Genomic DNA, 25,234 nt, shown 5'->3' with positions numbered 1-25,234 from the left:
TTAGTTAATGCATTTACGATATACGAAGAGTGATGAGTTGCTCTCAAGAGCGTCCAAATAGTTTTGATACAAACTTAGAAAAGCCTTTTTGCTCATCTTGGTTTGGCGTCTCAACAACAAGCTCTGAGCCAACCACCCCATCAACCACTGGCTGGGGTTCTTCATCTCGAAGCAAGCTCATAATTTCTTCGACAGTAGTAGCCGCTAGTACTGCTTCTCTCACGTCATCATCGACCAGCGTACTAGTTAACTCAGTAAGCAACTGCATATGAGTTGATCCCGCCTCTGCGTTTGGAATAGCTATAAGGAAAATGAGGTTTACATCTTCTTCTTCATCAATACCTTGCCACTTCAATTCTTGTTTAAGGGTCGCAACGGCGAAAGCCGCTTCTTTTACCGCATCGGTCTTTCCATGAGGCACAGCTAGGCCTTCACCGAGTGCTGTTGCACCGTGTGCTTCACGCTCAAATACGGCTTTAAGATATTCATCTTTATCATGGAGCTTGCCCTGCTGGTTTAGTTGTTCAGCGAGCACTTCTATCGCTTGATCACGACTCTCAAAAGCGATTTGGAGGTTAATTAGCGATGGATTAGTCAATGTAGTTAAGTTCATAGTCATTTTCCTGTCATCAGGTCCATTGGTCTCTTCTCGACCAAACAATGCAAATATAATACAACTGCAATACAATTATTTTTTTGATCCATATCTCATAAAAGAAAGAAAAGATTACACCGCCTGAACTTTCAACCACAAAAATTGAAATATCAATATAACACACTGTTTTTTGAATAAAAAACAAAGAAACAGAAAAACATTTATTGAAATTTGTAGGAACAACATTAATACATTTATAATACATATGTGAATAACATCACAGATGAAGGGTAGAATGTGAGCAATAATAAGTCATCGAGCAAATACATGATTGCTCTGGGTAAGCTAAAACATTTATTAATTCAATAGTTGTAGAAACGAAACATAAGGGACTACAGATGAAAATCTTAGCGATTACAGCATGTACCGCCGGTGTGGCTCACACCTACATGGCTGCCAAAAATTTGGAAAAGAGAGCTGCCGCCCGAGGCTGGCAAATAAAAGTTGAAAAGCAAGGTGCCAATGGTCTTGACGGTCGGCTCACTCCGCAAGATGTCGCTGAAGCTGACGGCATCATATTCGCGACGGATGTTGGCGTTGCAGAAGCAGAGCGCTTTGAGGGTCTTCCAGCAGTCCACGGTAAAGTGAAAGACGGAATAAAAAAAGCGGATGAAATGCTTGATGCTCTCGAACAAAAAGTGAAAGCAGATGGTGTTACTCAGAAAAAAACGACCAGCTCTTTTTCAGAAGAGCGAGAAGAAGTTAGTAATGACAACATTGTCGTTAAATTTCTCAAAGACTGGTATAAAGGCGCATTATCAGGTGTCTCTCACATCATCCCTTTAGTTATAATCGGTGGTCTCTGCGTAGGCCTTTTAAACCTATTCTTTGGCTACGATTATACTCACCTTTATGATGAGGCAATTCTGACCGAGTACACAGGCAAAACGTATGCAGACCTGGGTATAATTAATGCGTCTGAAGGCCTTGCAAACAATGATATTAGTGCAATAAAGAAAGAAGTTACCGCCGCTATTGCTCAGCCAGAAGCAAAAGCACAGTTTGAATCTTCTCTTCAAGGTATCATTCACTTTTTGTATTACAGTACGCTCAAGGCATTCAACCCTCTACTTGTCTGCGTTCTTGCCGCCTTTACAGCTTACGGTATGGTAGGTAAGCCTGGACTTGCACCTGGTTTTGTCGGCGGTTATGTTGCTATGGGTGGCGGATTCGGGAGCATCTCTGTTATGACAGGTGGATTCCTTGGAGGACTAGTCGCTGGTGCTGCTGCCGCTGTATTTGTTATGCTGATCCGCCAAATCAAAGTGCCTGCAGTACTTGAATCCGTTAAAATGATAATAATCACACCTCTGCTTGCTGGTATCTGTACTCTGCTATTCATGTATGTAGGCCCTGGTAAACTGTTCGCTGAGTTGAATTCAGGTCTTGTAGAATGGTTAACGTCAATGGGAACCAGTAACCTTATGATCCTTGGTTTTATCCTTGGTGCAATGGCATGTTTCGATATGGGGGGGCCCGTAAACAAGGCAGCTTATATGTTCTGTATCGGTGTCGGCACTAGTGGTGACTTTGCAGGCGATGCTTCCATCTTCTACGCGGCGTTCACAGCAGCAAAATGTATTCCTGGAATGTCTTTAGGCATCATGTCAGTCCTGTTTAAGCGCTACTTCGATGAAGAAGACCGTTTGGCGGGCCCTTCGACAGCTATTTTGGGCTTCTGTGGTATTACGGAAGGAGCAATCCCTTACGCAGTTAAGGATCCGATGCGTATCATTCCAGCTCATATGGTCGGTGGAGGTGTTGCTGCTGCACTGATTTTATCGTCCAAAATTACTATCGGGACTGTTGCTGGCGGTGCTGTATTTATGCTCCCAGTCATAGGGGACCCAATGTCATGGTTACTATACTTTTTAGTCGGTATCGCTGTGTCTATTGCACTAACAATTGCGCTTAAAGCAGTTGGTAAAGACAAACGACTAACCACAACAAAAGCATAGAATTGTCTTATCCCTTACAAAGGCTCTCGGTTTACCTAGAGCCTTTGTTTTTTTGCCTCAACTCTGCAACATGGATGATTTATATATTCAAATATGAAGTGACGTAAATTGAATACAATTTGTATTATCTATTTTGAATTCGTATCATGTTGTGACTTAATATCTAGTTCAATCACAATCATCCTAACGTACAACTGAATACCGTTAGTTCATTTGTCAATCTGTCGAGGTATCCATGACAAGACTTCCCATGTATCGCAAAATAGCCGATGAAATACGAAATAAAATTGGTACTGGAGAGTACAGAGTAGGTGAAGCTCTCCCTACAGAGGCTCAGCTACGTGAAGAATTTTCGGTAAGTAGAGTAACCGTTAGACAAGCGCTTAAACTCTTAATTGAAAACGAAGAACTTAAAAGTATTCAAGGCAGTGGGACCTACGTAAAAGAAAGTAAGGTGAACTACGACATGTATCAACAGAGTAGCTTTGCTGAAAAATGGGCCCACCTGGATGGTGTAACACACAGTGACGTTCTCTCTTTTGAGATACGATGTGCATCTCTTACAATGGCCGAACACTTAGACGTTAAAGAGGGCGAGCGCATTTTTTATATCAAACGGGTAAGGTACGTTGACGACAATCCAATTACAGTAGAAGAAACTTGGATGCCTACTGCAATGTTCCCTGATTTGACCTATCAGGTTATGCAGGGTTCAAAATATGAGTACATTGAAAAACAAAAAGGCTTAATAATTGATCGCAGCGAGCAAGAGATAATTCCTATACTTCCACCTCAGGATATTGCAGATTTGCTGGGTATTGCTCCAGCCGAACCAATAATCGAAAAGAGAACTCGTAGTTATTTACAGGATGACACCGTGTTTGAATACAGTCGCAATTACTTCAAATCAAGCAATTATAAGTTTACTTTGATTGCCAAGCGTGAGAAGCGAGATTAACGCATCATGAAAAGCTCTGTGTGGAAACGTTCATGCGAAACTCCGGCAGAACTAAGTTCTGTTTTTAACATACTTCCAAATTGTTGTGACCCACAAAAACAAGTCTCAAAGTTATTACTCTTCATTTTTTCTAGAATCAGATTACTATCCAAAAACTCACCTAAATCCGAAATTACCATGTGCAGTTCAACAAAATCGAAACGTTGCAAAAGAGACAAAATTTCATTGCGAAAGAAAGCTTCTTTCTCTGAGTTAACACAATAAAATAAGTGCACTTTTTCGAGCTTGTACTGCCGTTTGTTATTCTCTCTTGTTAGCCAGTAAAGTCGAGAAACAAAAGGCACTATACCAATTCCTGCACCAATCCAGACTTGCTTCCCATACCTAGGAATTTGAAATGCACCGTAACCTCCCTCGACTGTGACCTTTTGGCCGACTTTAAGACTATTTACCATCTTATGGGTGTAGTCGCCCAAATCTTTTACTCCGAATTCTATTCTTTGATTGTCCATATCGAAGTTGAGTATAGAGAATGGGTGTGGAGCTTCACCATCATGAAAGTTCAGGTATGCGAATTGACCTTCTTTATAGCTAATATCTGTACTTAGTTTAATAGAAAATCTGACAGCTAGTTTCTGTTCTAACGTTGCAGAGAAGTCTTCAATACTAACTACATGACCTTCAGATGTGTTCTTTTTTCCAATACCACCTGACAATGAAAGCCACGCCCCCACGAAACCAAACACCGAAATAATTACAATGGCAAAGTTCATGAGTGCAGAAGCGACATCCCAATCTAGCAAGAAGAAAGTATGAATAATACCTGCAATCATCAAAAGGCCACCAATTTTGTGCGTAAACTTGAACTTATTGTAATCAATTGTTTTATATAAACTAATAATACTAAAGATAATAAACACCTTAAAAGAAATATCACCAATTTGTACAGCTACCGCCTGCCAATTGACTCCGTCAAGTTCTGGGATTGGCCCTCGGCTTGGCCTTTCAAGTACGCCAGCCCCTACCAACCAATTTCCGCTCTTGATAATCAGCCAGTGAAAAAATAGAGATACTGTTGCACCAATCCCTAAGTTTTTATGTAGTCTATATCCTTTATCTAAACCATCAACTTTCTTTTCTAACCAACGAAAACGAGCAGCAAGTAAAACTGCTAGCCCCATATAACCTAGACCAATGAGGCCTGTGTACATCGTTAAGTGGTGGCGCCAGATGAAAAAATTGTCTAAATCCTCCAAGTTCATCGGCAAACTTGGTAGCCATAATAGGGTTAGAATAGCGGCAAATTTATACATTATGATATTCTTTAGCAACATGATAACTGGTGAATATCATAGCAATACAACCTACCCATAAAAGCTCATTTGCATAGGCTTACCAGACTTTACCCACCTTTACATTTAAGGGACAAATTTTAATACAAATAATGAAAGGAATACGTCATGAATTTGACCATTAGACATCGGCTTTATGTTTTGTCGTTCTTACCAGTGATCATTGTATCTATCGCAATGATGTTAGAGGCCTCGATTGAAGCCAGGCGTTTAAGCTCAGATCAAATTACTAGCGCCCACGAAGCGATGATAGAAATGAAGAAGGCTGAACTACGAACCTACCTAGAAATCGCAGATAGTGCCTTAGCTCCACTAAAACAAACAAAAGCGTCTCGTGAAGATGCCATTTCTCTTTTGAGAAATGTTAAGTTCGGTGATTCAGGGTATCTATTTGGGTATGACTCAAAAGGCATAAGACTACTTCTAGGAAAAAGTAACGTAGGTATTGGTCAAAGCTTTTATAATCTCAAGGACTCGAATGGCAGCTATTTTGTTCAAGAATTAATTAAGAATGCAAAGGCTGAAAAATTCACAACGTATTACTTCCCTAAACCTGGCAGTTCATCACCACTGCCCAAGCTTAGTTACTCTATTTATATTCCACAATGGGATCTGACTTTAGGTGCCGGTATCTACACCGACGATGTAGAACAAGAACTGATGCATATGGAAAAAAGTGCTTTAGATAGATTAGATCAAAGTCTTTGGACACTGATTCTAATTAGCGTCGTCGTTATGCTGAGCGTTGCTTTCATGGCATATCTAGTGAATAGAAGCGTTATGAGACCACTTGAACTCTTTAGTAAATCTATCCGTTCTTTCGCTAGTGGTGATGCTGATTTGACAGCTCGCATGGAAAGCTTTAAAGCAAGGGAATTTAATGTTCTTAGTGAAGATTTCAATACATTTGTAGCGAGCCTTCAAGAGATTATCAACCAAGTTAGAAATGTAAGTCAGCAAGTTGTTCAAGAGAGCAAAGCGATGAATCAGAGAGCTTCGGATTCAGCTCAACTTTCTGCTGGTCAGCAAAAAGAGACAGAACAAGTAGCGACAGCGATGACAGAAATGACAGCGACAGCGGCAGAGATATCGAATAATGCTGGTCAAGCTGCTGATTCTGCACGGGAAGCAGAAGATAATGTTAGTGTTGCGCATCAAGTCGTTGTGGCTACAGCAAGTTCTGTATCAGCTTTATCAGAAGAGGTAGCTCAAGCAAGTATTGTAATATCCAAGCTTGAGGGCGATGTAAAGAACATTTCATCATCACTTGATATTATTCAGGAGATCTCTGAGCAAACTAACTTGTTAGCACTGAATGCAGCCATCGAAGCTGCGCGAGCTGGAGATCAAGGTCGTGGCTTTGCTGTAGTGGCAGATGAAGTCCGTAAACTAGCAAGTCGTACGCAGGACAGTACTGGAGACATTCACGATATCATACAGCGCCTAAAAGCTGCTTCAGATGATGCTGTTACCGTAATGGGCAAGAGTCATAAACGCAGTATCGATACTGTCTCTCAAGCTAACTCAGCGACTTCCGCTCTTCGCAAAATCCAAGAATCTGTGCAAGACATTTTAGACATGAACGCTCTAATTGCCACTGCGACCAGCCAACAAAGTGTAGTTGGACAAGAAATATCTCAGAGGGTCGTGGTTATATCAGAACAAAGTGATGATGCTTCCAAGCTAGCTCAGGACAATAAGCGTGGTAGCGAAGACTTAAATATCAAGGTTAAAGAGTTATCCTCTTTGGTTGAACGTTTCAAAGTATAGCTCCCTAACTCGATGAATCCAAATAGGAGTACGACGGCTCCCTCGTGCTAAATAGGGTATGCAAAGTCAGCAATCCAAATTGCTGACTTTTTGTGTCTTTGATTATGATGCACTTACACAGAAACTCTGCGCTCACTTATTGTCATACATTACTTAACAACTCGATTCAACATCTTAAGGGAAGGCGTAGGGAGTTTATCCAAATATGGCATCAATTCTTTGTAGTCGCACCTTTGAACAATCAAATGACTAGAGGATTAGTGGCTGTTAACTTTCCCCGCCTGTATGTATTTTGCGCGAATGTGTAGCCACCTGAGAATGTTGTTAGGGGGAGCATTATTTTTCAGAAATAACCAGAGAGTTTCAAAAGTCAAAACTGTTACATATAGTGCAGTCTGTTCATCTCCGAACTCTTCTGTTAATTCAGATAGTAGAACACCTGAGTACTTATCTACTAAATCATCATATTCTTTAAGATTTGTATTAACCACTCTCACGAACCCTATGTCACCTATAGTTCACTTACCTAGTATATAGCTAAATAACCCTGAAGATAGCGATTCTCGATACAACAAAGTAGCTAAACTAGGCGCAATCGAAACTTCAATCATTTGAGCTATTAGAAATCTTACAGAGCCAGTCTACCAGACAGAACTTACCTCCCCAGAGTTTATAGTCTGACAAGAGAGGCTAACCATGACCTAAGACCTTCTATTACAGTTCAGTGCGATTTCGCCCATTACGCTTAGCTTTATACAGCGCATTATCTGCATTTTTGATTGCCTCATGTATAGAGTCCTCTTGTCCTTTCCAGTGCGATACACCAATTGAAATTGTTACATTACCGACAGTATCAAAATGATAGGCTTCTATTGAGCGGCGAATTCGCTCTGCTACATCATATGCTCTAGTCGGGTTAGTGTTGGCAAGAAAAATAATAAATTCCTCACCACCAGAGCGGCACACAACATCTTGTGCTCGAGCTTCTTCTTTCATTATCTTGGATAAACTTTTTATTAGTTCGTCTCCGATATGATGACCAAATGTATCATTGACCCTCTTGAAGTGGTCAATGTCCAAAGCCAACAATGAAAATGGTCTATTTTGCTCTTGAAACTGTTCAATCGCCTTATCTAAGCCTCTTCGATTTAAAATACCAGTAAGCGCATCCGTTAACGTATCAGAATGGAGCTTATCAATGGTATTTGACACGACACCCATAGCATTCAAAAAACTCCGTCTTAAGTGCAACGCTTCAAAGTACCATGCATGAATACGGTTTAAATCCGATATCGTCGACTTGTGATTGCCAATTTTAGTAACAGCACTGGCTAGCTGCCAAAGTGGTCGAGATATCAAAATTGAAGCTCCCCAAATAAACATCAATGTCAGCACACCTATCGGGAAACCTTCCCAAAAAACATGAAGCATTAACTCATTAAGGCCGTTTAAAGCATTATTCTTTGGCTTTTGGACTATCACGCCCCATCCAGAGTTCTTTACTGGCGCGTAACCAGCCAACATATCAACACCTTGCGAATTGACAATGTCACCATATCCATCTTCACGGTTAACAACCGCGTTGATAGCCTCATTATTGAGTATCACTTGCCCGACTCTCCTCTTATCGGGATGATAAATGATGGTTTTATTACGGTCGACGACATACATATACGAACCATCTTGATGACTATGTTTACCCAAAAGTCTTGTCAAAATATTTTGGCGTTCCAAATACAAAGTACCACTGACATACCCTAAGTATTCGCCAGCTTCAGAATAAATCGGATGGGAGATACTCGTAATATAGTTGCCAGAAGGTGATACAAAAGGGTCCGTAATGAGAGGCGCTCTTGCGTTTAAAGATTGACGAGCGGCGTCTTGCTTTAATGTAACGCCTTTCAATGCCAATGTTTCAGGTGATATTGCAATGATAGTGCCTTTAGAATCCACTACTACCACTGAATTGAATGCATTCGTCTGTAGTCTTAAACGTTCCACTTCATTGTCTAACACTTGAGTATCGCCAATCTTTTTACTCAATATATTCGCACTGAAGTTCAACTGAGACATCGCGGTATCAATAAAAGCATCGGTCATGTCCGCCATTTTTTCGGCATAAACCCAATTGGATTCCATCGTATTGCTAAGAATCAATTCTTTTTGAACGCGATAAACCGTGTAAAAGGCATTCAATAAAGTAATAGCTACACTGAACATACATAAAAAAAGTATCAACTTTCTTAAATTCAACTTATCAACCACTCTGGACAAATTACTGTACCTATTTTTAAGGGAAGAATAATCATTCTAAATGAACTAAAAAATATGTAATAACAAGCATTACGATGTAACTATACCGTACTCATGAAAAAATGCGACTAACTGTATAACAGACTAACTATCATCGCATTTTGCCTTGAGCGTTACTTGATGATTGTGACGGAGTATCGAGAAACATTTCATCTACATTCCCGCCATAGACAAAAGTCGGATACGTCTTCTACCCTGATGGCTAAAACGCTGGGCAAAATTCTTCTCTCCCCAAAAGATACAATATAAAGCGCCTATTTTTTCATTACGAATGACATGGATTCCCCCTCCCGAGGATCTGCCACACTTACGTGGTACTTATTAGCACTACAGGTCGACCAACTCAAAATTGAGCGAGGTGGTACTACTCCAACGACCAAAACCCTTATATATTCAAAAGATATAAGTTAGATAAATGGTTTAAGCTTATTCTTTCAAAAAATAATTGAGAGGTAATGTATTTTTATACAACTCAACGGTATCCAACCATTTTTTGGATATTTCACCAAAGTGCAAAAAGTGTGGCAAAGATTCATGTTCATTCAATGCTTCAATAGATTCCCATTCCTCAAATATAAAAAATGTCACCTCATCTGCTTTAAACGCTTCGTATCTTATTACTCCTAGTTCTTTATTACTCTCAGTAACTAGTTTTTTTAGGGCATCGGAAAACTCACTCACGCTTTCCTGTTTTACAACCAATTTAACTAATACATGAATCATTACATCACCAATTGAAAAATGCCGGGTAATCGTATCCGGCAAAAAATACACAACATTAAAAACAAATGGACAGTGGTTCTCTTTTTTATGACTTGAGATGTCAGCACCGGTCAGACATGACTCCTTATTAGGCGACATTTTGATTTTAAATAGCTGACTTTTAAGCACTAGACTGTAAAGTCAAAGACAACTATCTCATCAAGTAATGGGCGAAACACTTTTTTGAGAGCATCATGCTCTGGGTGATATAGATAATTTTCACGACCTTTATCATCAACAAACGTCATCAAAACAGAATGTGTGTACCTTGATTCTTGCCCTCAAGGCAATCATTTCCTCCCCACTCAACAGAGAGAACGCCCTCGTTCTTGTTGGGTAATGAAGCAAAAACATCCTTTAACCTATTTATTTCTGGTAGTTCTGATGATTGATTAAACCTTTGAAGCAAAATGTGTCGAATCATATGTATCCCTCGATATTAGCTAACTCTTCTTTAGATTATAAAAAAGATTTATATGACTATTTAACTGGCAATATATAGCATCGAATAAAATGGGGATAATAAGATATTTATAATAAGAACTTAAATTAGTTTTATTGAGATAAATACACTGTTCATTAAATGCACTAACACCAAACTTGAAGGGACCTAACGAAATTGCCCCATGAAAAGAACGTGCTCAATATAGCTTAGCTTAATGTAATTACCGTTTTTTGTTTAGTAACTTCGCTATTTTCCAATGCATCAAGCAATTGTTCAAATTTAAAAGTAACTGGTAAACCAACTTCAACACTACCTTTTGAAATACGTTCAAGTAACGCTTCACCGTTTTGCATTAATACATACCAATCTTCTTTATCACCAAAATCATGTAACGCTCCTAGTGCTATTTCGTGGTAAGAAATAGTGCGAGTAAATGGAGGGTCAATTGGTTCAGGGATGCGATCTTGAATGCAAACAATATGTCCATTGGCTCTTAGCAGTGGCACTAAATGGGCCGCGTTTTGTCCACTGATCGCATCAAAAATAGCGAAGTATTTCATGTCAATTTGTGATTGCTCTCTATAAACTAGGCGAAAACCTAGCTTTATTGCACGCTCTTCGCTAAGACTAGCTGACACAACATCAACGACATAGCCAGCATTAACAAGGATCTGAGATAGCAAATTATTAACCGCGCCAAAACCAACAACAAGCACTTCTCTTTGTCGGGTTGACGGAATTTTTTCAAATGCTTGCCACGCAGTGAGCATGGGACAAGGTAGTGCTGCTGCAAGTTCAAATGTTAGGTTCTCGGGCAACATCATCACTCGCTCAACATTTAAAACCGTACACTCAGCAAAGCTGCCATTTCGTTTTAGTGAGCAATGATACGTCACTCGACGCCCAATTAAATCCGTGTCAACCATTGCACCGACTTGTACAATAACACCTGCGCCATCAACACCAGGGACATGACCATTAGGCCAGTTCAAAGGATTTGCTTTGATAAATTTCCAATCTACAGGATTAATACCAATGGCTTTGTTTTGCACTAAAACTTCATTGTCAGCTAATTGTGGGCTTTCTGCTTTACCTAAAATAAGGCTATGCTTCTCTGTTTGATATTGCCAAATTGGATATTGTTCCATCTAAATTCCGTTCGCTTATTGAAAAACATAAGGCACCGAGGAGTTGCCCTTGATGCCTGATATATTAGACCTGATAAGTAGGATAATCGATGTAGCCCTCCTCTCCGCCACCATATAAGGTTAACCTAGCATTGGCATCAAACTCAGCCAGTGGCAAATCATGAGCAAAACGGGCGACTAAATCTGGGTTCGTTACAAAAGGGGTACCAAAGGCAACGAAATCAGAATACTGCTTATCAAGTAAGCGTTGTGCAGATTGCTTTGTTAATTTTCCTGCAACCATTATCGGATTAGTGTAAATCTGACGTACCTGCTGACGAAATCCTTCAGGCACCTCTACATAACGCGAAATATTTTCTGAAAAATGTACATACGCAAGGTTCATCGGTTGCAGTTTTTCCAATAATGCCAACGTCAGTGGAACAATTTCAGCATCATCTCCTGCAAAACCTTCTCCGATATGAGGAGACAAACGAACGGCAACTTTCCCACCACCAATTTCGTTAGTAAGAGCTTGTAATGTATCAACCAAAAAACGCATACGATTCTCTTGGCTGCCCCCATATTGATCAATTCTTTGGTTGCTTTCTAAGCGTAAAAAGGTATCGAACAAGTAACCATGTGCAGCGTGTACTTCAACGCCATCGAACCCCGCTTCAATAGCATTTCTTGCTGCTTGAACAAAATCGGTAATTGTAGCTTGGATTTCATCTGCACTCATTGCTTTTGGTTGCTCAGTTTCTACCATCCCAAACCCGCCTTCAGGTAGTGGGCCGAATACTTGATCTGGAATTTTGATCGCTGATGGTGCAATGGGTTGTGTTCCTGAAATATCAGAATGACTACGACGCCCAACATGCCAGAGTTGGATAAATATCTTACCCCCTTCCTCATGAACAGCTTGGGTCACTTTTCTCCAACCTTCAATGTGTTCTTCAGTATAAATGCCTGGAGTCATAGAATACCCACGACTTACGGCTGATACAGGAGCACCTTCGGTAACAATCAAACCTGCACTGGCACGTTGACGATAATAAGTCGCCATCATCTCGTTGGGAATATCACCAGGTTGAGACGTTCGTGAACGAGTCATCGGCGCCATGGCAATACGGTTACTGGTCTCTAGTACTTGACCTTTAAATGCATTAAACATACTTCCCCCTAAGCTCTATATGTTGGATAATCAATAAGCCCTTTTTCACCGCCACCAAACAACGTGTTTGGATCGTGATCCGCTAATGGGTAACCGTGAAGTAAACGCTCAGGGAGGTCAGGATTAGCCACAAAAGGTCGACCAAAACCAATCATATCAGCTAGCCCTTCATTGATAGCGTGTTCAGCTTTTTCCGCATTATAACGACCTGCGTAAATCAAAATGCCTTGGTAAGCCTCTCGTAATGCACGTTTAAAAGAGACTGGCGTGTCAGGGGCATCATCCCAATCTACTTCAGCGATATGCAGATAAACGATACCGTGCTTATTCAGTAACGCAGCGGCAGCGGTATAAGTTTCGATAGGGTTCGCATCTACGGTACCATTTAAGGTTGTCAAAGGAGCCAGACGCACCCCAACACGTTCAGCGCCAATCGAGTCCACCAATGCTGCAACTACTTCATCAAGAAAACGAAGACGATTTTCTAAACTACCACCGTACTCATCGGTACGGTTATTGGCTTCGGAGTCAATAAATTGGTTAATCAAATATCCGTTAGCCGCATGTAGTTCAATACCATCAAAGCCCGCCTCAATGGCATTCAATGCAGCTTGACGATATTCTGCTATGACGTGCTGAATATCCGATTTTGTCATCGCTCTAGGTTGTACGACATCAACAAAGCCAGGTTCATCAGTTCCATTATCAACGAATACTTTCACATTTTCCGCTTTTAACGCTGATGAAGACATCGGCAGTTCGCCACAGATGTTATCTGGGTGAGTGACTCTACCAACGTGCCAAAGCTGTGCGAAAATCGTCCCGCTCTCAGCATGCACAGCTTCGGTAACTTTACGCCAGCCTTCAATCTGCTCGGGTGTATAAATACCTGGGGTCCAAGCATAACCTTTTGCAATCGGTGAAATTTGCGTCCCTTCAGAGACAATCAAACCTGAACTTGCTCTCTGCGCGTAATAAGTCGCCATCATTTCGTTCGCGACATCGCCAGGCTGACTCGCTCGAGAGCGAGTCATCGGTGGCATAACAATTCGGTTTTTTAAGGTCAACTGACCGAGTTGAATTGGTTGAAACAGTGATTTAGACATAGCAAGCCCCTTCATTAACTAAGGACATACTAACAGATGAACAAAACAACATTCATAGCTATAAAAACAAATAACATTTGTTAAATTCGCAATAATCCAATACTACGAAGAAAAATACAGTTCGTTTAAAATCGCCTTTTCGATGATAGATACGTGATTCGAACTGGAATATTTAGGAGGCTTTGTTGCAGAAATCGAATCAACTAAATCAGAACCTTACGATCAGATCAGGGACATTCATTCACTGACTTTAGTTTCATGCCGAAGCCTCGCTACAAAACCACTAATTGGCGCAAGTACAATAACTAACTCATCAACCGAGGTTCACTCACGTTTTGGATTGGCGAAGAAGCGATAACTGAGTGGAAACAACCTAAGCAGGATAGGCGTGGTAGACCACGATTGTTTAGTGACTTAGCTATCATGACTGCTCTCATGGTAAAGCGCATTTTTTCCTTGCCTTTAAGGGCTTTGCAAGGCTTTATCGACTCGGTTTTTAGATTGGCAAATGTTACATTGGTTTGTCCCCACTATACCTGCATAAGTCGCCGAGCAAAGGATGTCGAGGTTTGCTTTTAAACCTCTTCACGAGGCACTATTCAGCACTTAGCCATTGATGCAACTGGACTTAAGGTATACGGTGACGGTGAATGGAAAGTGAAAAAGCATGGAACCGATGGTAAGCGCCGAGTCTGGCGTAAACTCCATCTTGCCGTTGATACGATACTCATGAAATTATCGCAGCTGAGCTGACACTATCAGGCGTGACAGATTCGGAAGTACTCCCCAATCTACTCAAACAAACACGCCGAGTCATCAAGGTGATCTCGGGAGATGGTGCATACGATACAAGAGAGTGCCACAGGGCGATTAGGGTTAAGAAAGCGATACCTTTAATCCCTCCGCGTGAAGGAGCAGCCTTCTGGGAAAAGGAGCATCCACGCAATCTGTCGGTTGGCTGCCAGTGACCTGCCCCCGAGAACTAATCCAAAACTTCATTAGTAATGCTCGTTAAATTACCGTTGTTTCGTGCCGTTCTTGTTGTTGCTGCGAACTCAGATGGAGTTAGGTAATCCAGTGCTGAGTGGGGGCGATTCTCATTATAATCCATCCGCCAGAGACTGATCAGTTCACGAGCATGACTCAGATCCCTAAACCAGTGCTCGTTTAAACATTCATCCCTGAACTTACCATTAAAACTTTCGATATAAGCATTCTGAGTCGGTTTTCCTGCTTGGATTAATTTTAAAACCACACCATGCTGATAAGCCCATTGGTCTAAGGCTTTCCCTGTAAACTCAGGCCCTTGATCAGTTCGTATCGCTGTTGGATAACCTCGAAACGCAGCGATAGACTCTAGCGTGATCACGACTTCATCACCCGAGATCCCCGTAGCGACAGGAATATCCAGGCACTCTTTTGTGTAATCATCCACAATTGTCAGACATTTAATCCGTCGACCGTTACTCAGAGCATCCATCACAAAGTCCATAGACCACGTGTGATTCGGCACGGAAGGAAGCAAGAGAGGCTCGCGCTCAACCCCCTGTAATTTTCTGCGTCTCCGCTTGCTAACCATTAAGCCCAACTCACAGTACAAGCGATAAACTCGCTTATGGTTAACATCAAATCCTTCTCGTCTTAAAAGATGATGAATACGACGATAACCAAATCGACGCCGTTCTAATGCCAGCTCTTTTATCCGAGTCTGAAGCTTATCATCCTCACGGTTAGTGAGAGGTTGATATCGCATTGATGCGCGTTGAATACCGACGAGTAAACAGGCTCTGCGTTCTGAAAGCTTTGTGCCTTCTTGAATCACTTTAACAGCCTTGCGCTTGTCCTCGACGGTCAGTACTTTTGGCTGAGAGCAATTTTCAGGGCTTCTGCATCCAGTAACGTTTCAGCCAGCAACTTTTTGAGTCGAGCGTTTTCGTCTTCCAGAGCTTTAAGCCGACGAGCTTCAGAGACATCCAGACCTGCGTATTTTTTGCGCCATGTATAGAACGTTGCATCTGAGATCCCATGCTTGCGGCAAAGTTCTCTGGCGGGGATACCCGCTTCAGCTTCCTTTAAAATGGCAATGATTTGCTGTTCATTGAATCGCTTTTTCATGTTCATCATCTCCTTGGTTGGATGAACATTACTAAGTGTAGACTGGACTAGATTAAGGGGAGCAGGTCACCAGAAACTCTATGGGTCGAAAAAAGTGGAAACAGAAGTATGGTACCACAGACGTTCACTGTCTGAAACCGCTATGTGTCGCGTGAAACAGTTACTTGGAGCCTCACTCACTTTTCGTAATTACAATGCACAAGTTGGGGAGACTTACGCCATGATCAAAGCCCTCAACAAGTTAACTGGGATAGGTATGCCCGAAACTCAGTATATCGTTTAAAAGATGTATGATTTAGCTAGCGTCCGCTCGTAAGCTGAATTCAGCAACAAAGCCCAAACTAGTTATTGATGTTAAACCAGAGCCTACATCATCTAAAGATATTCCAAACCCTTGCTTTTTAAAATCATTTAAACATAGTACAACTACAATCTAGTAAATACGATTCAGCAATTTCCAATGTTATTAATCTAGGTGACAATTCGTACTCACTTAAAATAGAACCAATATGACAAGCTCGCAATGCTAAAAGCAAGCGAGCTTGTATTATTTGCCTATTTTTATTTTCCGTTACGCTTACTTAAGCGACCTTCTAATCTATAAAAATCAAGATCACTAGATGTAAAGAAAGATGAAGACTGACCGCTAGTGAAGTTGTCCAGATGTACGACAGTCGCTCCATTTTCTTCCTGCCATGAAATCGCATATAACCCTTGTTTTAGGACCTTCCATTGGCAGGCTGCTTGTCCACTGGTCCCCTTTAGTGCACCACTAATAATTTCATAGCTGACAACAGAAGCGTCGGCGTTATAGGTATTAATCGCAGATAATCCCTCATACTCGACAAGATATGACCCACCTGCGAATTCTGGGATTTCATCTATATACTTCATATTAATCATTCCATTTCGGAGCAAGTCCTTCAGGGTTTACTTCACGTCCATTTCTTTCCAGTGAGTCAATTCTGAAGATGGCTTCATCTGTAAGTTTAAGGTTTAGTGCTTCAAGATTGCTAGCCAAATTATGGCGCTTGGTCGAGGAAGGAATGACAGCGTAACCTTTAGATAATGCCCATGCGAGTACTACCTGAGCCGGTGTAGCCGAAACCTCTTCTGCGATTTCGCCAATAACAGGATCTCCCAAAACTTTACCATAAGCTAGTGTCATATAAGATGTAACTTGTATATTATTTTCCTGCATAAATTTAACTAAGCTGCGATTTTGTAAATATGGGCTAAGTTCAATTTGGTTTGTAGCAATGTTTTCTTTACCTACGGCATCCATAGCTTGTTGTAGTAGGTCTATGTTAAAGTTTGATACCCCTATTTCACGAGTCAACCCTATATTCTTTGCTTCAAGTAATGACGTCATATATTCTTTTACATCATTATTGCTACCTGGCCAATGAATCAAAGTTAAATCCACATAATCAGTATTAAGCTTGTCCAAACTTTCCTTCAAACTAGGGATAAGTCGCTCAGAATTCATATTATCTACCCAGATCTTAGTTGTGATGAATAGTTCATCACGACCTAAGTTCGCTTGTGTGATAACTTCTCCTACCTCTTTCTCATTGCCGTAAATTTGAGCAGTGTCAATGACACGATAACCAACTTCTAATGCATTCTTAATAGAGTCTTTTACAACGTCTCCTTCTAGACGGAACGTTCCTACTCCAAATGATGGTACTTTCATATAACTCTCCTAAACTCATTGATATTATTCGATATATAAAATTCAAATTTACTTTACGAGTTTGTAAGATTTCCGTAAAGTTAATAATAATCAAATCTATATTGAGAAATTATCAACAATGAAAGCAACTCTAGATGAAATGAAAACCTTTGTAGCCGTCGTTGATACTGGTTCAGTTAGTGCAGCGGCTAAACTAATGTCAATGACTGTTTCAGCCGTCAGTCGCACAGTATCAAGACTAGAAAGCAAGTTGGATACAACATTGCTAAACAGGACTACTCGTAAGTTAGATGTAACGAATGAAGGAGCAATCTATCTTGACAAAGTAAGAGAGATCTTAGATGCAGTGGAACTTGCTGAAGCGCAACTTCAAAGTCAAAAATCTAATCCTTCAGGTTTACTAAGGATAAATGCTGCTACTCCATTTTTATTGCATGCATTGACTCCACATATTGCACAGTATCAATCCCGTTATCCAGATGTAGACCTTGAACTAACTTCCAGTGAAGGAAACATCGACCTCTTAGGAACGAAAACTGACATAGCTTTTCGTATAGGCGAACTACAAGACTCAACGTTACGAGCGACATTCATAGGAAATAGTCGAATTAGAATGGTCGCTAGCCCTGAATACCTCAGCAATTTCGGAACACCATCATCGGTAGAACAATTGCTTGATCACAAACTGATAGGATTTAGCCAACCTGAATCATTAAAAGAGTGGCCAATTATGGATAAGAACAACAAGTTGCTAAGAATTAACAGCAGCCTTAGGTCTGACAATGGTGAGACTATTCGATGCCTCGCACTTCAAGGAGCAGGCATCGCATGTTTATCGGACTTCATGACACACTCAGATAGAGAATGTGGCCACTTAGTGGAGGTACTTAGCGAGTATTCGCGTGAGGTAAAACAACCTATCCACGCCGTTTATTACAAAAACGCAGGAACCTCGAGAAGAATAAGTTCGTTTATTAACTTTATAAAGGAAGAACTATTGGTCAAGAATTTCAATTTTCTTTAGTGTGTAGCCTATTTATACAAAACTGTTTTGTCGTTTAGGCACTTTTTCTTACTTTGAAGATGAAATAATTTCATTGAGTGAGATCAAAATCTCACCACTAAGTGATATTAACATTTTCTGGTAGGCAATATTATGCATAAAAATCTAAATACTTCTTTTTCTATTGGAGTAGAGCTACCCTTAGATAACGATTGGACTCGAGAAGGCCAAACAAAACGTTTACTCCAACATAAACCATTTGGCGTTCCTGATATGACTAAACATAAAGAACGGATCATGCTGGCAGATGAACTTGGTTTCAAAGCAGCTTGGATTAGAGATGTTCCGATTTATGATCCAAATTTTGGTGATGCTGCTCAAGTTTTTGAAGCGTTCAGTTATCTAGGTTATCTATCAGCATGTACCAATAACATCTTATTAGGTACAGCTGCTATTGTTCTGCCGTTACGAGAGCCTTGGATTGTTAAAAAAGCAGCCGCAACAATCAATGAACTAAGCAACAATCGTTTAATTCTTGGTGTTGCTAGTGGAGATCGCCCGAGCGAGTATCCACTATTTGATGTGGATTTTAACAACCGTAGTGAAGTATTTCGCAACAGTCTGGAAATACTAAAAGATACGAATAACTCTAAACTCAAAGACGGGCTTCAGTTGCTCCCCGAGTTTAAAGACATTCCTATCTATGTAGCGGGATTAGCTCAACAAAATCCTGAGTGGATCGGCGCAAATGTAGATGGTTGGCTTGCGTACCCAGGTACACCACAAGACCATGAAAATCGCGTTAAGCTTTGGCGTAAGGTTGCAGGAGATAAACCTTATATCAGTTTCATTCACCTCGACTTAGTTGATGATCCTAATGCCCCTATCATTAGGCATCATTTTGGAGTTCAGACTGGTGTGAAAGGATTGATTACCGAGCTAGAGGCTATGAAAAATATCGGGGTGGACCATATCGGTTTACACTTCAGAAGAAATCACCAGCCTATTGAAAATGCGTTAAAAGAAATTGCTCGCGAAGTCCTCCCTCACTTCCAATAAGCTGATTGAAACAATGTGCCAACTAAATCAATTGCGGCACATTGCATGAACAATAGGAGGTTTCAATTGCCTGCTCCAAAAAATCGAGTTGGTAATCCCCCTTGAAACCTCTTGTTCAGTACTTGAAATATTTTTTCAACTCATATCCAATACCTTACTATGTTGTGGAAAGAAGATCTCTTTAGCCAATCAAATTAGAGCATACGCAATTAATGCTTACGATCACGCACTACGACCCGCTCGAATTAGACCAATAATGAAAAAACTCTTTTGTTATTTTAACAAAAATTTACTCACCGCAATGTAAGTCTAGGCTGAATAAAATCTATAAATGCTGTTATTCGTTTAGATAAAGAAGATGACTTGTAGAAAACCGCATTTACCTGCTCTCTCCCTGTGCTGACAGTTTTTTCTGACTCTAGTAATGCTACGAGTCGACCCGAATCTAAGTCTTGTTTCACCATAAACCCTGAAAGGCAAGCAATCCCATTCCCTTCAATTACTAGTTTTCTTATGGTTTCACCACTACTAGATATTAGATCTGGAGTTCCAATATCAAACCCCCTAAGAGGCCATTCATTTAAAACCTTAGGTCCTGAAAAGCCAATCAAACTATGCTGTTTCAAGTCGCTCGTTGATTGGGGAAACCCTTTTCTTGCCAAGTAACTCGGAGATGCAACGATAAATAACGGGCTAGTACCAAGCGGTTTTGCATGCAATGTAGAATCGGCTAATTGCCCAATTCGAATCGCAACATCAGTTCTCTTTTCCAATAAGTCAACAAATCCTTCATTAGAGGTTAAATCTAGTTGTATATCTGGATAAGCCTCCTTAAATGGCTGAATTAATGGAACCAGTTGATGTAAAACAAAGGGACTAGCCGCGTCTACTCTGAGCCGTCCTTTAGGTAGCTCACCTCTTGTAATTATATCTTCCTCAGCTTCTTGAATTTCACGTAATCCTTTACGAACAGACTCAACAAACTGAAGGCCTTCCTCTGTAACTTCTACCCTTCGCGTTGTCCTATTCAGAAGTGTGATACCCAATTGAGATTCTATTTTGCTTACTGCCCTGGAAACCCTTGCCACCTGAATCCCTAGTGAGTTTGCTGCAGAAGAAAATCCACCACTATCAACGACAGTGATAAGAATCTCAAGTTCATCTGACCTAGTTAACATGCTCTATTCCCCCTGAACCATTTACATCAAAATTAGCAAAAGTATTTTGTAATAAATACTATTTTTTACAATTAAGTTCTATTCAATAATTCAACCACTGAAACGTTGAAACTGTTTCGGTTATTAACGTCCACTGATTAAGAGAGAGAAATATTATGCCTTTAGCATTATTAGCATTGACGCTTAGCGCCTTTGCTATAGGAACCACAGAGTTTGTTATTGTCGGGCTAATCCCTACAATGGCAACAGACTTAAATGTATCGTTACCTTCAGCGGGTCTTTTAGTTAGCCTATACGCACTTGGCGTTGCGATTGGTGCTCCCGTTTTAACTGCGCTGACAGGCAACTGGAAACGAAAATATGTATTAATGGCGGTAATGGCGCTGTTTGTACTTGGTAACCTATTAGCGTGGCAAGCACCAGAATACAACACATTGGTCACTGCTCGAATTTTAACAGGCTTAGCTCACGGTGTGTTCTTTTCTATTGGCTCCACAATCGCAACTGGTCTGGTTTCTAAAGAAAAGGCAGCTAGTGCAATTGCTATTATGTTCACAGGTCTAACTGTTGCGTTAGTTACTGGCGTACCTCTTGGTACGTGGATTGGACAAACATTTGGTTGGCAGTCAACATTTTTAATTGTTGCGATTCTCGGCCTAATTGCTCTGATTGGCAGCGCTATTTTGGTACCAAGCAATCTTAAGCAACCACCAGCAACTAAACTATCATCACAACTGAAAGTATTGACTCAACCTCGACTTCTATTAGTTTATGCGATCACTGCATTAGGTTACGGTGGTACTTTCACTGCATTTACGTTCTTAGCCCCAATCCTTGAAGAGGTATCAGGCTTCGGATCGAATGCAATTAGTCTGATTATGCTAGTTTATGGTGTGTCTGTAGCAATCGGTAATATTTGGGGCGGAAAAATGGCCGACAAGATGGGACCGATCAAAGCGCTAACTGCAATTTTCATTGGTTTGATCGTTGTTCTTCTTGTATTTAATGTCGCAGCAACAAACCAAACTGCAGTAGTTATTACCATTCTAGTATGGGGTGCGTTTGCTTTTGGCAATGTTCCTGGCCTTCAAGTCTACGTAGTAAAACTGGCTGAAAAATACACTCCTGATGCAGTGGATGTTGCTTCAGGCCTAAATATCGCAGCATTCAACGTTGGTATAGCACTGGGTTCATGGGGCGGAGGTCTGGTGGTTTCAAATGCTGGGCTAATGCACACACCATGGATTGGATCAGTGGTTGTTTTTGTTGCCCTATTACTTACACGATTCAGTGGAAGTTTGGACAAACGCAACGAAAAATACGTAGCCTCTTACAGATAAGAATCGAACAGAACATACATAGTTCGCCACTTTAAACCCAGTCTAAGACTGGGTTTGTCATTTTTAAGAACACTAAAGGCTTTGTTGCAGAAATCGAATGAACTAAATCAGAACCTTACAATCAGATCAGGGACATTCATTCACTGACTTTAATTTCATGCCGAAGCCTCGCTACAAAACCACTAACTGGAAACAGTACAATAACTCCCTGACCAACAGAGGTTCACTCACGTTTTGGATTGACGAAGAGGCGATAACTGAGTGGACACAATCTAAGCAGGATAAGCGTGGTAGACCACTATTGTTTAGTGACCTAGCTATCACAACTGCTCTTATGGTAAAGCGTATCTTCTCCTTACCTTTGAGGGCGCTGCAAGGTTCTATCGACTCCGTTTTTAAATTGGCGAATGTTCCTTTGGTTTGTCCCCACTATACTTGCATAAGTCGCCGAGCTAAGAATGTAGAGGTTTGTTTTAAAACTCCTTCACGAGGCACAATTCAGCACCTAGCCATTGATGCAACTGGACTCAAGGTATACGGTAAGGGCGAATGGAAAGTGAAAAAACATGGAACCGATGGTAAGCGTCGAGTCTGGCGTAAACTCCACCTTGCTGTGGATACTGATACTCATGAAATTATCGCGGCTGAGCTGACGTTATCAGGCGTGACTGATGCGGAAGTACTCCCCAATCTACTCAAACAAACCCATAGAGCCGTCAAGGAGCTCTCGGGAGATGGCGCATACGATACAAGAGAATGCCATAGGGCGATTAGGGTTAAGAAAGCGATATCTCTAATCCCTCCGCGTGAGGGAGCAGCCTTCTGGGAAAAGGGGCATCCACGCAATCTAGCGGTTGGCTGCCAGAAACTCTATGGCTCAAACAAAAAGTGGAAACAGAAGTATGGTTACCACAGACGTTCACTGCCTGAAACCGCTATGTATCGTGTGAAACAGTTACTTGGAGCATCACTCACTCTTCGTAATTACAATGCACAAGTTGGGGAGAGTTACGCCATGATCAAAGCCCTCAACAAGTTAACTGGGATAGGTATGCCCGAAACTCAGTGTGTCGTTTAAAAGATGTACAATTTAGCTAGCGTCTACTCGTAAGCTGAATTCAGCAACAAAGCCCATAACAACTCTAAAAATAACTCATATAATATAGCCAGAATAAATATCGACAATATTGCCATTACTAATAAACACTTTTGTTATAAATGCTATTTTACTACCAAATTAATATGGATAAAATAAAAACATTACGAATCACATCGTAAAATTAACACAGATTGACTTTTATAACTTACGAAATATTTGAATAGTAGCTAAGTCAACAGTTGCTATGACTATAAATAAGTTATTTAAAATAGGACATATTCATGCCTACAGTATTTATTACCGGTGCCAATAGAGGTCTAGGTTTAGAGTTTGTAAACCAATATTCAAATCTAGGATGTCAGGTTATTGCATGTTACAGAAATCGAGAAAATTCATTAAACTTAATCAGTATTGCAGAAATAAATGACAATATAACCCTATATAGACTTGATGTAACAAAAGAAGAACAAATTAATCAATTGTCTGATTATTTTAGAGGTAAAGAAATTGACATTTTAATTCACAATGCTGGAATAGATGGTAATCGATGTGAAAGCTTTGGAACAATGAATATGATGGAATGGATGAACGTAATGATCACGAATACTATTTCACCAGTGCTTGTTACCCAAGCTTTAGTTGAAAACCTAAAAATTGGTAAGCATAAAACTATTGTAGGAATGACTTCGATTATGGCTAGTATCGATGACAACCAATCAGGGGGCAGATATAGTTACCGAGCATCTAAAGCTGCTCTAAATCAAGTCATTAGAACTCTATCTGTCGATTTATCTGACGACAAAATTAAAGCATTAGCTATTCATCCAGGATGGGTTCAAACAGACATGGGGGAGTAAATGCTAAAATAAGTCCAAATGAAAGCGTAAAGTCTATGATTGAACTAATAAATAAATGTACGGATACTGATTCTGGTTCTTTTTTACTTTATGACGGTACGAGGTTACCTTGGTAATGTATATTTTAGGTCTGTTCGCCATCATTATAATTTTCTTCTACGTACGATCAATCCTTATGAGCATTGGTGATTTTAACATCACTTGGGAGTGGGATGAAGAAGATAAAGATATTCTATAGCTAATTAAATTGGATTAAGGGACTATATTTTTAGTTGGCTTTGTTGCAGAACTCTGCTAAAGAGCGGATGCTAGCTAAATCGTACACTTTTTAAACGACACACTGAGTTTCGGGCATACCTATCCCAGTTAACTTGTTGAGGGCTTTGATCAAGGCGTAAGTCTCCCCAACTTGTGCATTGTAATTACGAAAAGTGAGTGAGGCGCCAAGTAACTGTTTCACGCGACACATAGCGATTTCAGACAGTGAACGTCTGTGGTACCATACTTCTGTTTCCACTTTTTGTTCGACCCATAGAGTTTCTGGCAGCCAACCGCCAGATTGCGTGGATGCTCCTTTTCCCAGAAGGATGCTCCTTCTTCACGCGGAGGGATTAGAGATATCGCTTTCTTAACCCTAATCGCCCTGTGGTACTCCCTTGTATCGTATACACCATCTCCCGAGATCACCTTGATGACTCGGCGTGTTTGTTTGAGTAGATTGGGGAGTACTTCCGAATCTGTCACGCCTGATAGTGTCAGCTCAGCTGCGATAATTTCATGAGTATCGGTATCAACGGCAAGATGGAGTTTACGCCAGACTCGGCGCTTACCATCGGTTCCATGCTTTTTCACTTTCCATTCACCGTATACCTTAAGTCCAGTTGCATCAATGGCTAGGTGCTGAATAGTGCCTCGTGAAGAGGTTTAAAAGCAAACCTCGACATCCTTTGCTCGGCGACTTATGCAGGTATAGTGGGGACAAACCAATGGAACATTTGCCAATCTAAAAACCGAGTAGATAAAGCCTTGCAAAGCCCTTAAAGGCAAGGAAAAAATGCGCTTTACCATGAGAGCAGTCGTGATAGCTAAGTCACTAAACAATCGTGGTCTACCACGCCTACCCTGTTTAGGTTGTTTCCACTCAGTTATCGCTTCTTCGCCAATCTAAAACGTGAGTGAACCTCGGTTGATGAGTGAGTTATTGTACTTGCGCTAATTAGTGGTTTTGTAGCGAGGCTTCGGCATGAAACTAAAGTCAGTGAATGAA

The 25,234-nt window shown here is 40.8% G+C and carries 18 protein-coding genes and 5 pseudogenes; 10 read left to right on the top strand and 13 right to left on the bottom strand.

The window, feature by feature from the left end:
* Positions 1-151 precede the first annotated feature (151 nt).
* Positions 152-613: pseudogene (locus P4S58_RS06190) on the bottom strand (fructose PTS transporter subunit IIA); the annotation flags it as partial.
* Positions 614-993: 380 nt separating this feature from the next.
* On the opposite strand from P4S58_RS06190, the gene P4S58_RS06185 reads away from it, so the two are divergent.
* Together P4S58_RS06185 and P4S58_RS06180 are read left to right on the top strand one after the other, a co-directional pair.
* Positions 994-2,613 (top strand): PTS fructose transporter subunit IIC, encoded by a 1,620-nt coding sequence (locus P4S58_RS06185; protein WP_337163196.1) that lies wholly within the window; start codon positions 994-996, stop codon positions 2,611-2,613.
* Between the two features lie 235 nt (positions 2,614-2,848).
* On the top strand, positions 2,849-3,571 hold the full coding sequence (locus tag P4S58_RS06180) for a GntR family transcriptional regulator (protein ID WP_180980071.1): 723 nt from the start codon (positions 2,849-2,851) through the stop codon (positions 3,569-3,571).
* Here the strand turns inward: P4S58_RS06180 and P4S58_RS06175 are convergent.
* Positions 3,568-4,884 (bottom strand): ferredoxin reductase family protein, encoded by a 1,317-nt coding sequence (locus P4S58_RS06175; RefSeq protein WP_337163193.1) that lies wholly within the window; start codon positions 4,882-4,884, stop codon positions 3,568-3,570. The two genes, P4S58_RS06180 and P4S58_RS06175, sit on opposite strands and share 4 nt — an antisense overlap.
* Before the next feature lie 147 nt (positions 4,885-5,031).
* On the opposite strand from P4S58_RS06175, the gene P4S58_RS06170 reads away from it, so the two are divergent.
* Positions 5,032-6,693 (top strand): methyl-accepting chemotaxis protein, encoded by a 1,662-nt coding sequence (locus P4S58_RS06170; RefSeq protein WP_337163191.1) that lies wholly within the window; start codon positions 5,032-5,034, stop codon positions 6,691-6,693.
* Positions 6,694-7,407: 714 nt separating this feature from the next.
* On the opposite strand, the gene P4S58_RS06165 is transcribed toward P4S58_RS06170, so the two are convergent.
* The 6 genes and pseudogenes from P4S58_RS06165 to P4S58_RS06140 form a co-directional block, all read right to left on the bottom strand.
* On the bottom strand, positions 7,408-8,958 hold the full coding sequence (locus tag P4S58_RS06165; RefSeq protein WP_337164525.1) for a sensor domain-containing diguanylate cyclase: 1,551 nt from the start codon (positions 8,956-8,958) through the stop codon (positions 7,408-7,410).
* A 474-nt stretch (positions 8,959-9,432) separates the two neighbouring features.
* On the bottom strand, positions 9,433-9,867 hold the full coding sequence (locus P4S58_RS06160) for a putative quinol monooxygenase (protein WP_237292729.1): 435 nt from the start codon (positions 9,865-9,867) through the stop codon (positions 9,433-9,435).
* Positions 9,868-9,896: 29 nt separating this feature from the next.
* Positions 9,897-10,192, bottom strand: a pseudogene (locus P4S58_RS06155) (Dabb family protein).
* 227 nt (positions 10,193-10,419) lie between these two features.
* On the bottom strand, positions 10,420-11,361 hold the full coding sequence (locus tag P4S58_RS06150) for an alcohol dehydrogenase catalytic domain-containing protein (RefSeq protein ID WP_237292730.1): 942 nt from the start codon (positions 11,359-11,361) through the stop codon (positions 10,420-10,422).
* A 64-nt stretch (positions 11,362-11,425) separates the two neighbouring features.
* Entirely contained in the window at positions 11,426-12,514 is a 1,089-nt protein-coding gene (locus tag P4S58_RS06145; protein ID WP_337163189.1) for an alkene reductase, read from the bottom strand.
* Positions 12,515-12,522: 8 nt separating this feature from the next.
* Complete coding sequence (locus P4S58_RS06140; RefSeq protein WP_337163188.1) at positions 12,523-13,620, bottom strand: alkene reductase; 1,098 nt, start codon at positions 13,618-13,620, stop codon at positions 12,523-12,525.
* A gap of 312 nt (positions 13,621-13,932) precedes the next feature.
* Here P4S58_RS06140 and P4S58_RS06135 point away from each other — a divergent pair.
* Positions 13,933-14,585 (top strand): annotated as a pseudogene (locus P4S58_RS06135) (IS5 family transposase); the annotation flags it as partial.
* Between the two features lie 17 nt (positions 14,586-14,602).
* Here the strand turns inward: P4S58_RS06135 and P4S58_RS06130 are convergent.
* A protein-coding gene (locus tag P4S58_RS06130; RefSeq protein ID WP_373279109.1) for an IS3 family transposase occupies positions 14,603-15,735 on the bottom strand; the annotation gives its coding sequence in 2 pieces (ribosomal slippage) (positions 14,603-15,483 and positions 15,483-15,735; 1,134 coding nt in all).
* Positions 15,736-15,799: 64 nt separating this feature from the next.
* On the opposite strand from P4S58_RS06130, the pseudogene P4S58_RS06125 reads away from it, so the two are divergent.
* A pseudogene (locus P4S58_RS06125) lies at positions 15,800-16,018 on the top strand (IS5/IS1182 family transposase); the annotation flags it as partial.
* 278 nt (positions 16,019-16,296) lie between these two features.
* Here the strand turns inward: P4S58_RS06125 and P4S58_RS06120 are convergent.
* Together P4S58_RS06120 and dkgB are read right to left on the bottom strand one after the other, a co-directional pair.
* Positions 16,297-16,629: a MoaF-related domain-containing protein gene (locus tag P4S58_RS06120; protein ID WP_041170234.1), complete on the bottom strand. Its 333-nt coding sequence runs from the start codon at positions 16,627-16,629 to the stop codon at positions 16,297-16,299.
* A 1-nt stretch (position 16,630) separates the two neighbouring features.
* Complete coding sequence (dkgB, locus tag P4S58_RS06115) at positions 16,631-17,431, bottom strand: 2,5-didehydrogluconate reductase DkgB (protein ID WP_014232173.1); 801 nt, start codon at positions 17,429-17,431, stop codon at positions 16,631-16,633.
* A 118-nt stretch (positions 17,432-17,549) separates the two neighbouring features.
* Here dkgB and P4S58_RS06110 point away from each other — a divergent pair, with 118 nt between their 5' ends.
* Together P4S58_RS06110 and P4S58_RS06105 are read left to right on the top strand one after the other, a co-directional pair.
* The gene (locus tag P4S58_RS06110; RefSeq protein ID WP_014232174.1) at positions 17,550-18,455 is read left to right on the top strand and encodes a LysR family transcriptional regulator; all 906 of its coding nucleotides are present in this window, start codon (positions 17,550-17,552) and stop codon (positions 18,453-18,455) included.
* 132 nt (positions 18,456-18,587) lie between these two features.
* Positions 18,588-19,493 (top strand): TIGR03571 family LLM class oxidoreductase, encoded by a 906-nt coding sequence (locus tag P4S58_RS06105; RefSeq protein WP_337163186.1) that lies wholly within the window; start codon positions 18,588-18,590, stop codon positions 19,491-19,493.
* Positions 19,494-19,786: 293 nt separating this feature from the next.
* On the opposite strand, the gene P4S58_RS06100 is transcribed toward P4S58_RS06105, so the two are convergent.
* Entirely contained in the window at positions 19,787-20,671 is an 885-nt protein-coding gene (locus P4S58_RS06100) for a LysR family transcriptional regulator (protein WP_337163184.1), read from the bottom strand.
* Between the two features lie 155 nt (positions 20,672-20,826).
* On the opposite strand from P4S58_RS06100, the gene P4S58_RS06095 reads away from it, so the two are divergent.
* From P4S58_RS06095 to P4S58_RS06085, 3 genes are all read left to right on the top strand, one after another.
* Complete coding sequence (locus tag P4S58_RS06095) at positions 20,827-22,011, top strand: MFS transporter (protein WP_237292740.1); 1,185 nt, start codon at positions 20,827-20,829, stop codon at positions 22,009-22,011.
* 157 nt (positions 22,012-22,168) lie between these two features.
* Positions 22,169-23,089, top strand: a complete 921-nt coding sequence (locus P4S58_RS06090) for an IS5 family transposase (protein ID WP_337163182.1) — start codon at positions 22,169-22,171, stop codon at positions 23,087-23,089.
* Between the two features lie 302 nt (positions 23,090-23,391).
* Positions 23,392-23,967, top strand: coding sequence for an SDR family oxidoreductase (locus tag P4S58_RS06085; RefSeq protein WP_337163180.1), 576 nt, complete (start codon positions 23,392-23,394; stop codon positions 23,965-23,967).
* 328 nt (positions 23,968-24,295) lie between these two features.
* Here P4S58_RS06085 and P4S58_RS06080 read toward each other — a convergent pair.
* Positions 24,296-25,158: pseudogene (locus tag P4S58_RS06080) on the bottom strand (IS5 family transposase).
* Positions 25,159-25,234 lie beyond the last annotated feature (76 nt).

The sequence above is a fragment of the Vibrio sp. Hal054 genome, from assembly GCF_037162405.1.
Classification (GTDB): Bacteria; Pseudomonadota; Gammaproteobacteria; order Enterobacterales; family Vibrionaceae; genus Vibrio; species Vibrio diazotrophicus.
Note: the sequence above shows the minus strand (reverse complement) of the source record. Positions and strands in the feature narration are given on the sequence as shown.

Bases quoted from the DNA above. Each gene is read 5' to 3' on its own strand.
- P4S58_RS06095 (WP_237292740.1), top strand. From the start codon at position 20,827: ATGCCTTTAGCATTATTAGCATTGACGCTTAGCGCCTTTGCTATAGGA.
- P4S58_RS06120 (WP_041170234.1), bottom strand. From the start codon at position 16,629: ATGAAGTATATAGATGAAATCCCAGAATTCGCAGGTGGGTCATATCTT.
- P4S58_RS06160 (WP_237292729.1), bottom strand. From the start codon at position 9,867: ATGTCGCCTAATAAGGAGTCATGTCTGACCGGTGCTGACATCTCAAGT.
- P4S58_RS06085 (WP_337163180.1), top strand. From the start codon at position 23,392: ATGCCTACAGTATTTATTACCGGTGCCAATAGAGGTCTAGGTTTAGAG.
- P4S58_RS06140 (WP_337163188.1), bottom strand. From the start codon at position 13,620: ATGTCTAAATCACTGTTTCAACCAATTCAACTCGGTCAGTTGACCTTA.
- P4S58_RS06185 (WP_337163196.1), top strand. From the start codon at position 994: ATGAAAATCTTAGCGATTACAGCATGTACCGCCGGTGTGGCTCACACC.
- dkgB (WP_014232173.1), bottom strand. From the start codon at position 17,431: ATGAAAGTACCATCATTTGGAGTAGGAACGTTCCGTCTAGAAGGAGAC.
- P4S58_RS06105 (WP_337163186.1), top strand. From the start codon at position 18,588: ATGCATAAAAATCTAAATACTTCTTTTTCTATTGGAGTAGAGCTACCC.
- P4S58_RS06150 (WP_237292730.1), bottom strand. From the start codon at position 11,361: ATGGAACAATATCCAATTTGGCAATATCAAACAGAGAAGCATAGCCTT.
- P4S58_RS06110 (WP_014232174.1), top strand. From the start codon at position 17,550: ATGAAAGCAACTCTAGATGAAATGAAAACCTTTGTAGCCGTCGTTGAT.
- P4S58_RS06090 (WP_337163182.1), top strand. From the start codon at position 22,169: ATGCCGAAGCCTCGCTACAAAACCACTAACTGGAAACAGTACAATAAC.
- P4S58_RS06175 (WP_337163193.1), bottom strand. From the start codon at position 4,884: ATGTATAAATTTGCCGCTATTCTAACCCTATTATGGCTACCAAGTTTG.
- P4S58_RS06100 (WP_337163184.1), bottom strand. From the start codon at position 20,671: ATGTTAACTAGGTCAGATGAACTTGAGATTCTTATCACTGTCGTTGAT.
- P4S58_RS06145 (WP_337163189.1), bottom strand. From the start codon at position 12,514: ATGTTTAATGCATTTAAAGGTCAAGTACTAGAGACCAGTAACCGTATT.
- P4S58_RS06170 (WP_337163191.1), top strand. From the start codon at position 5,032: ATGAATTTGACCATTAGACATCGGCTTTATGTTTTGTCGTTCTTACCA.
- P4S58_RS06180 (WP_180980071.1), top strand. From the start codon at position 2,849: ATGACAAGACTTCCCATGTATCGCAAAATAGCCGATGAAATACGAAAT.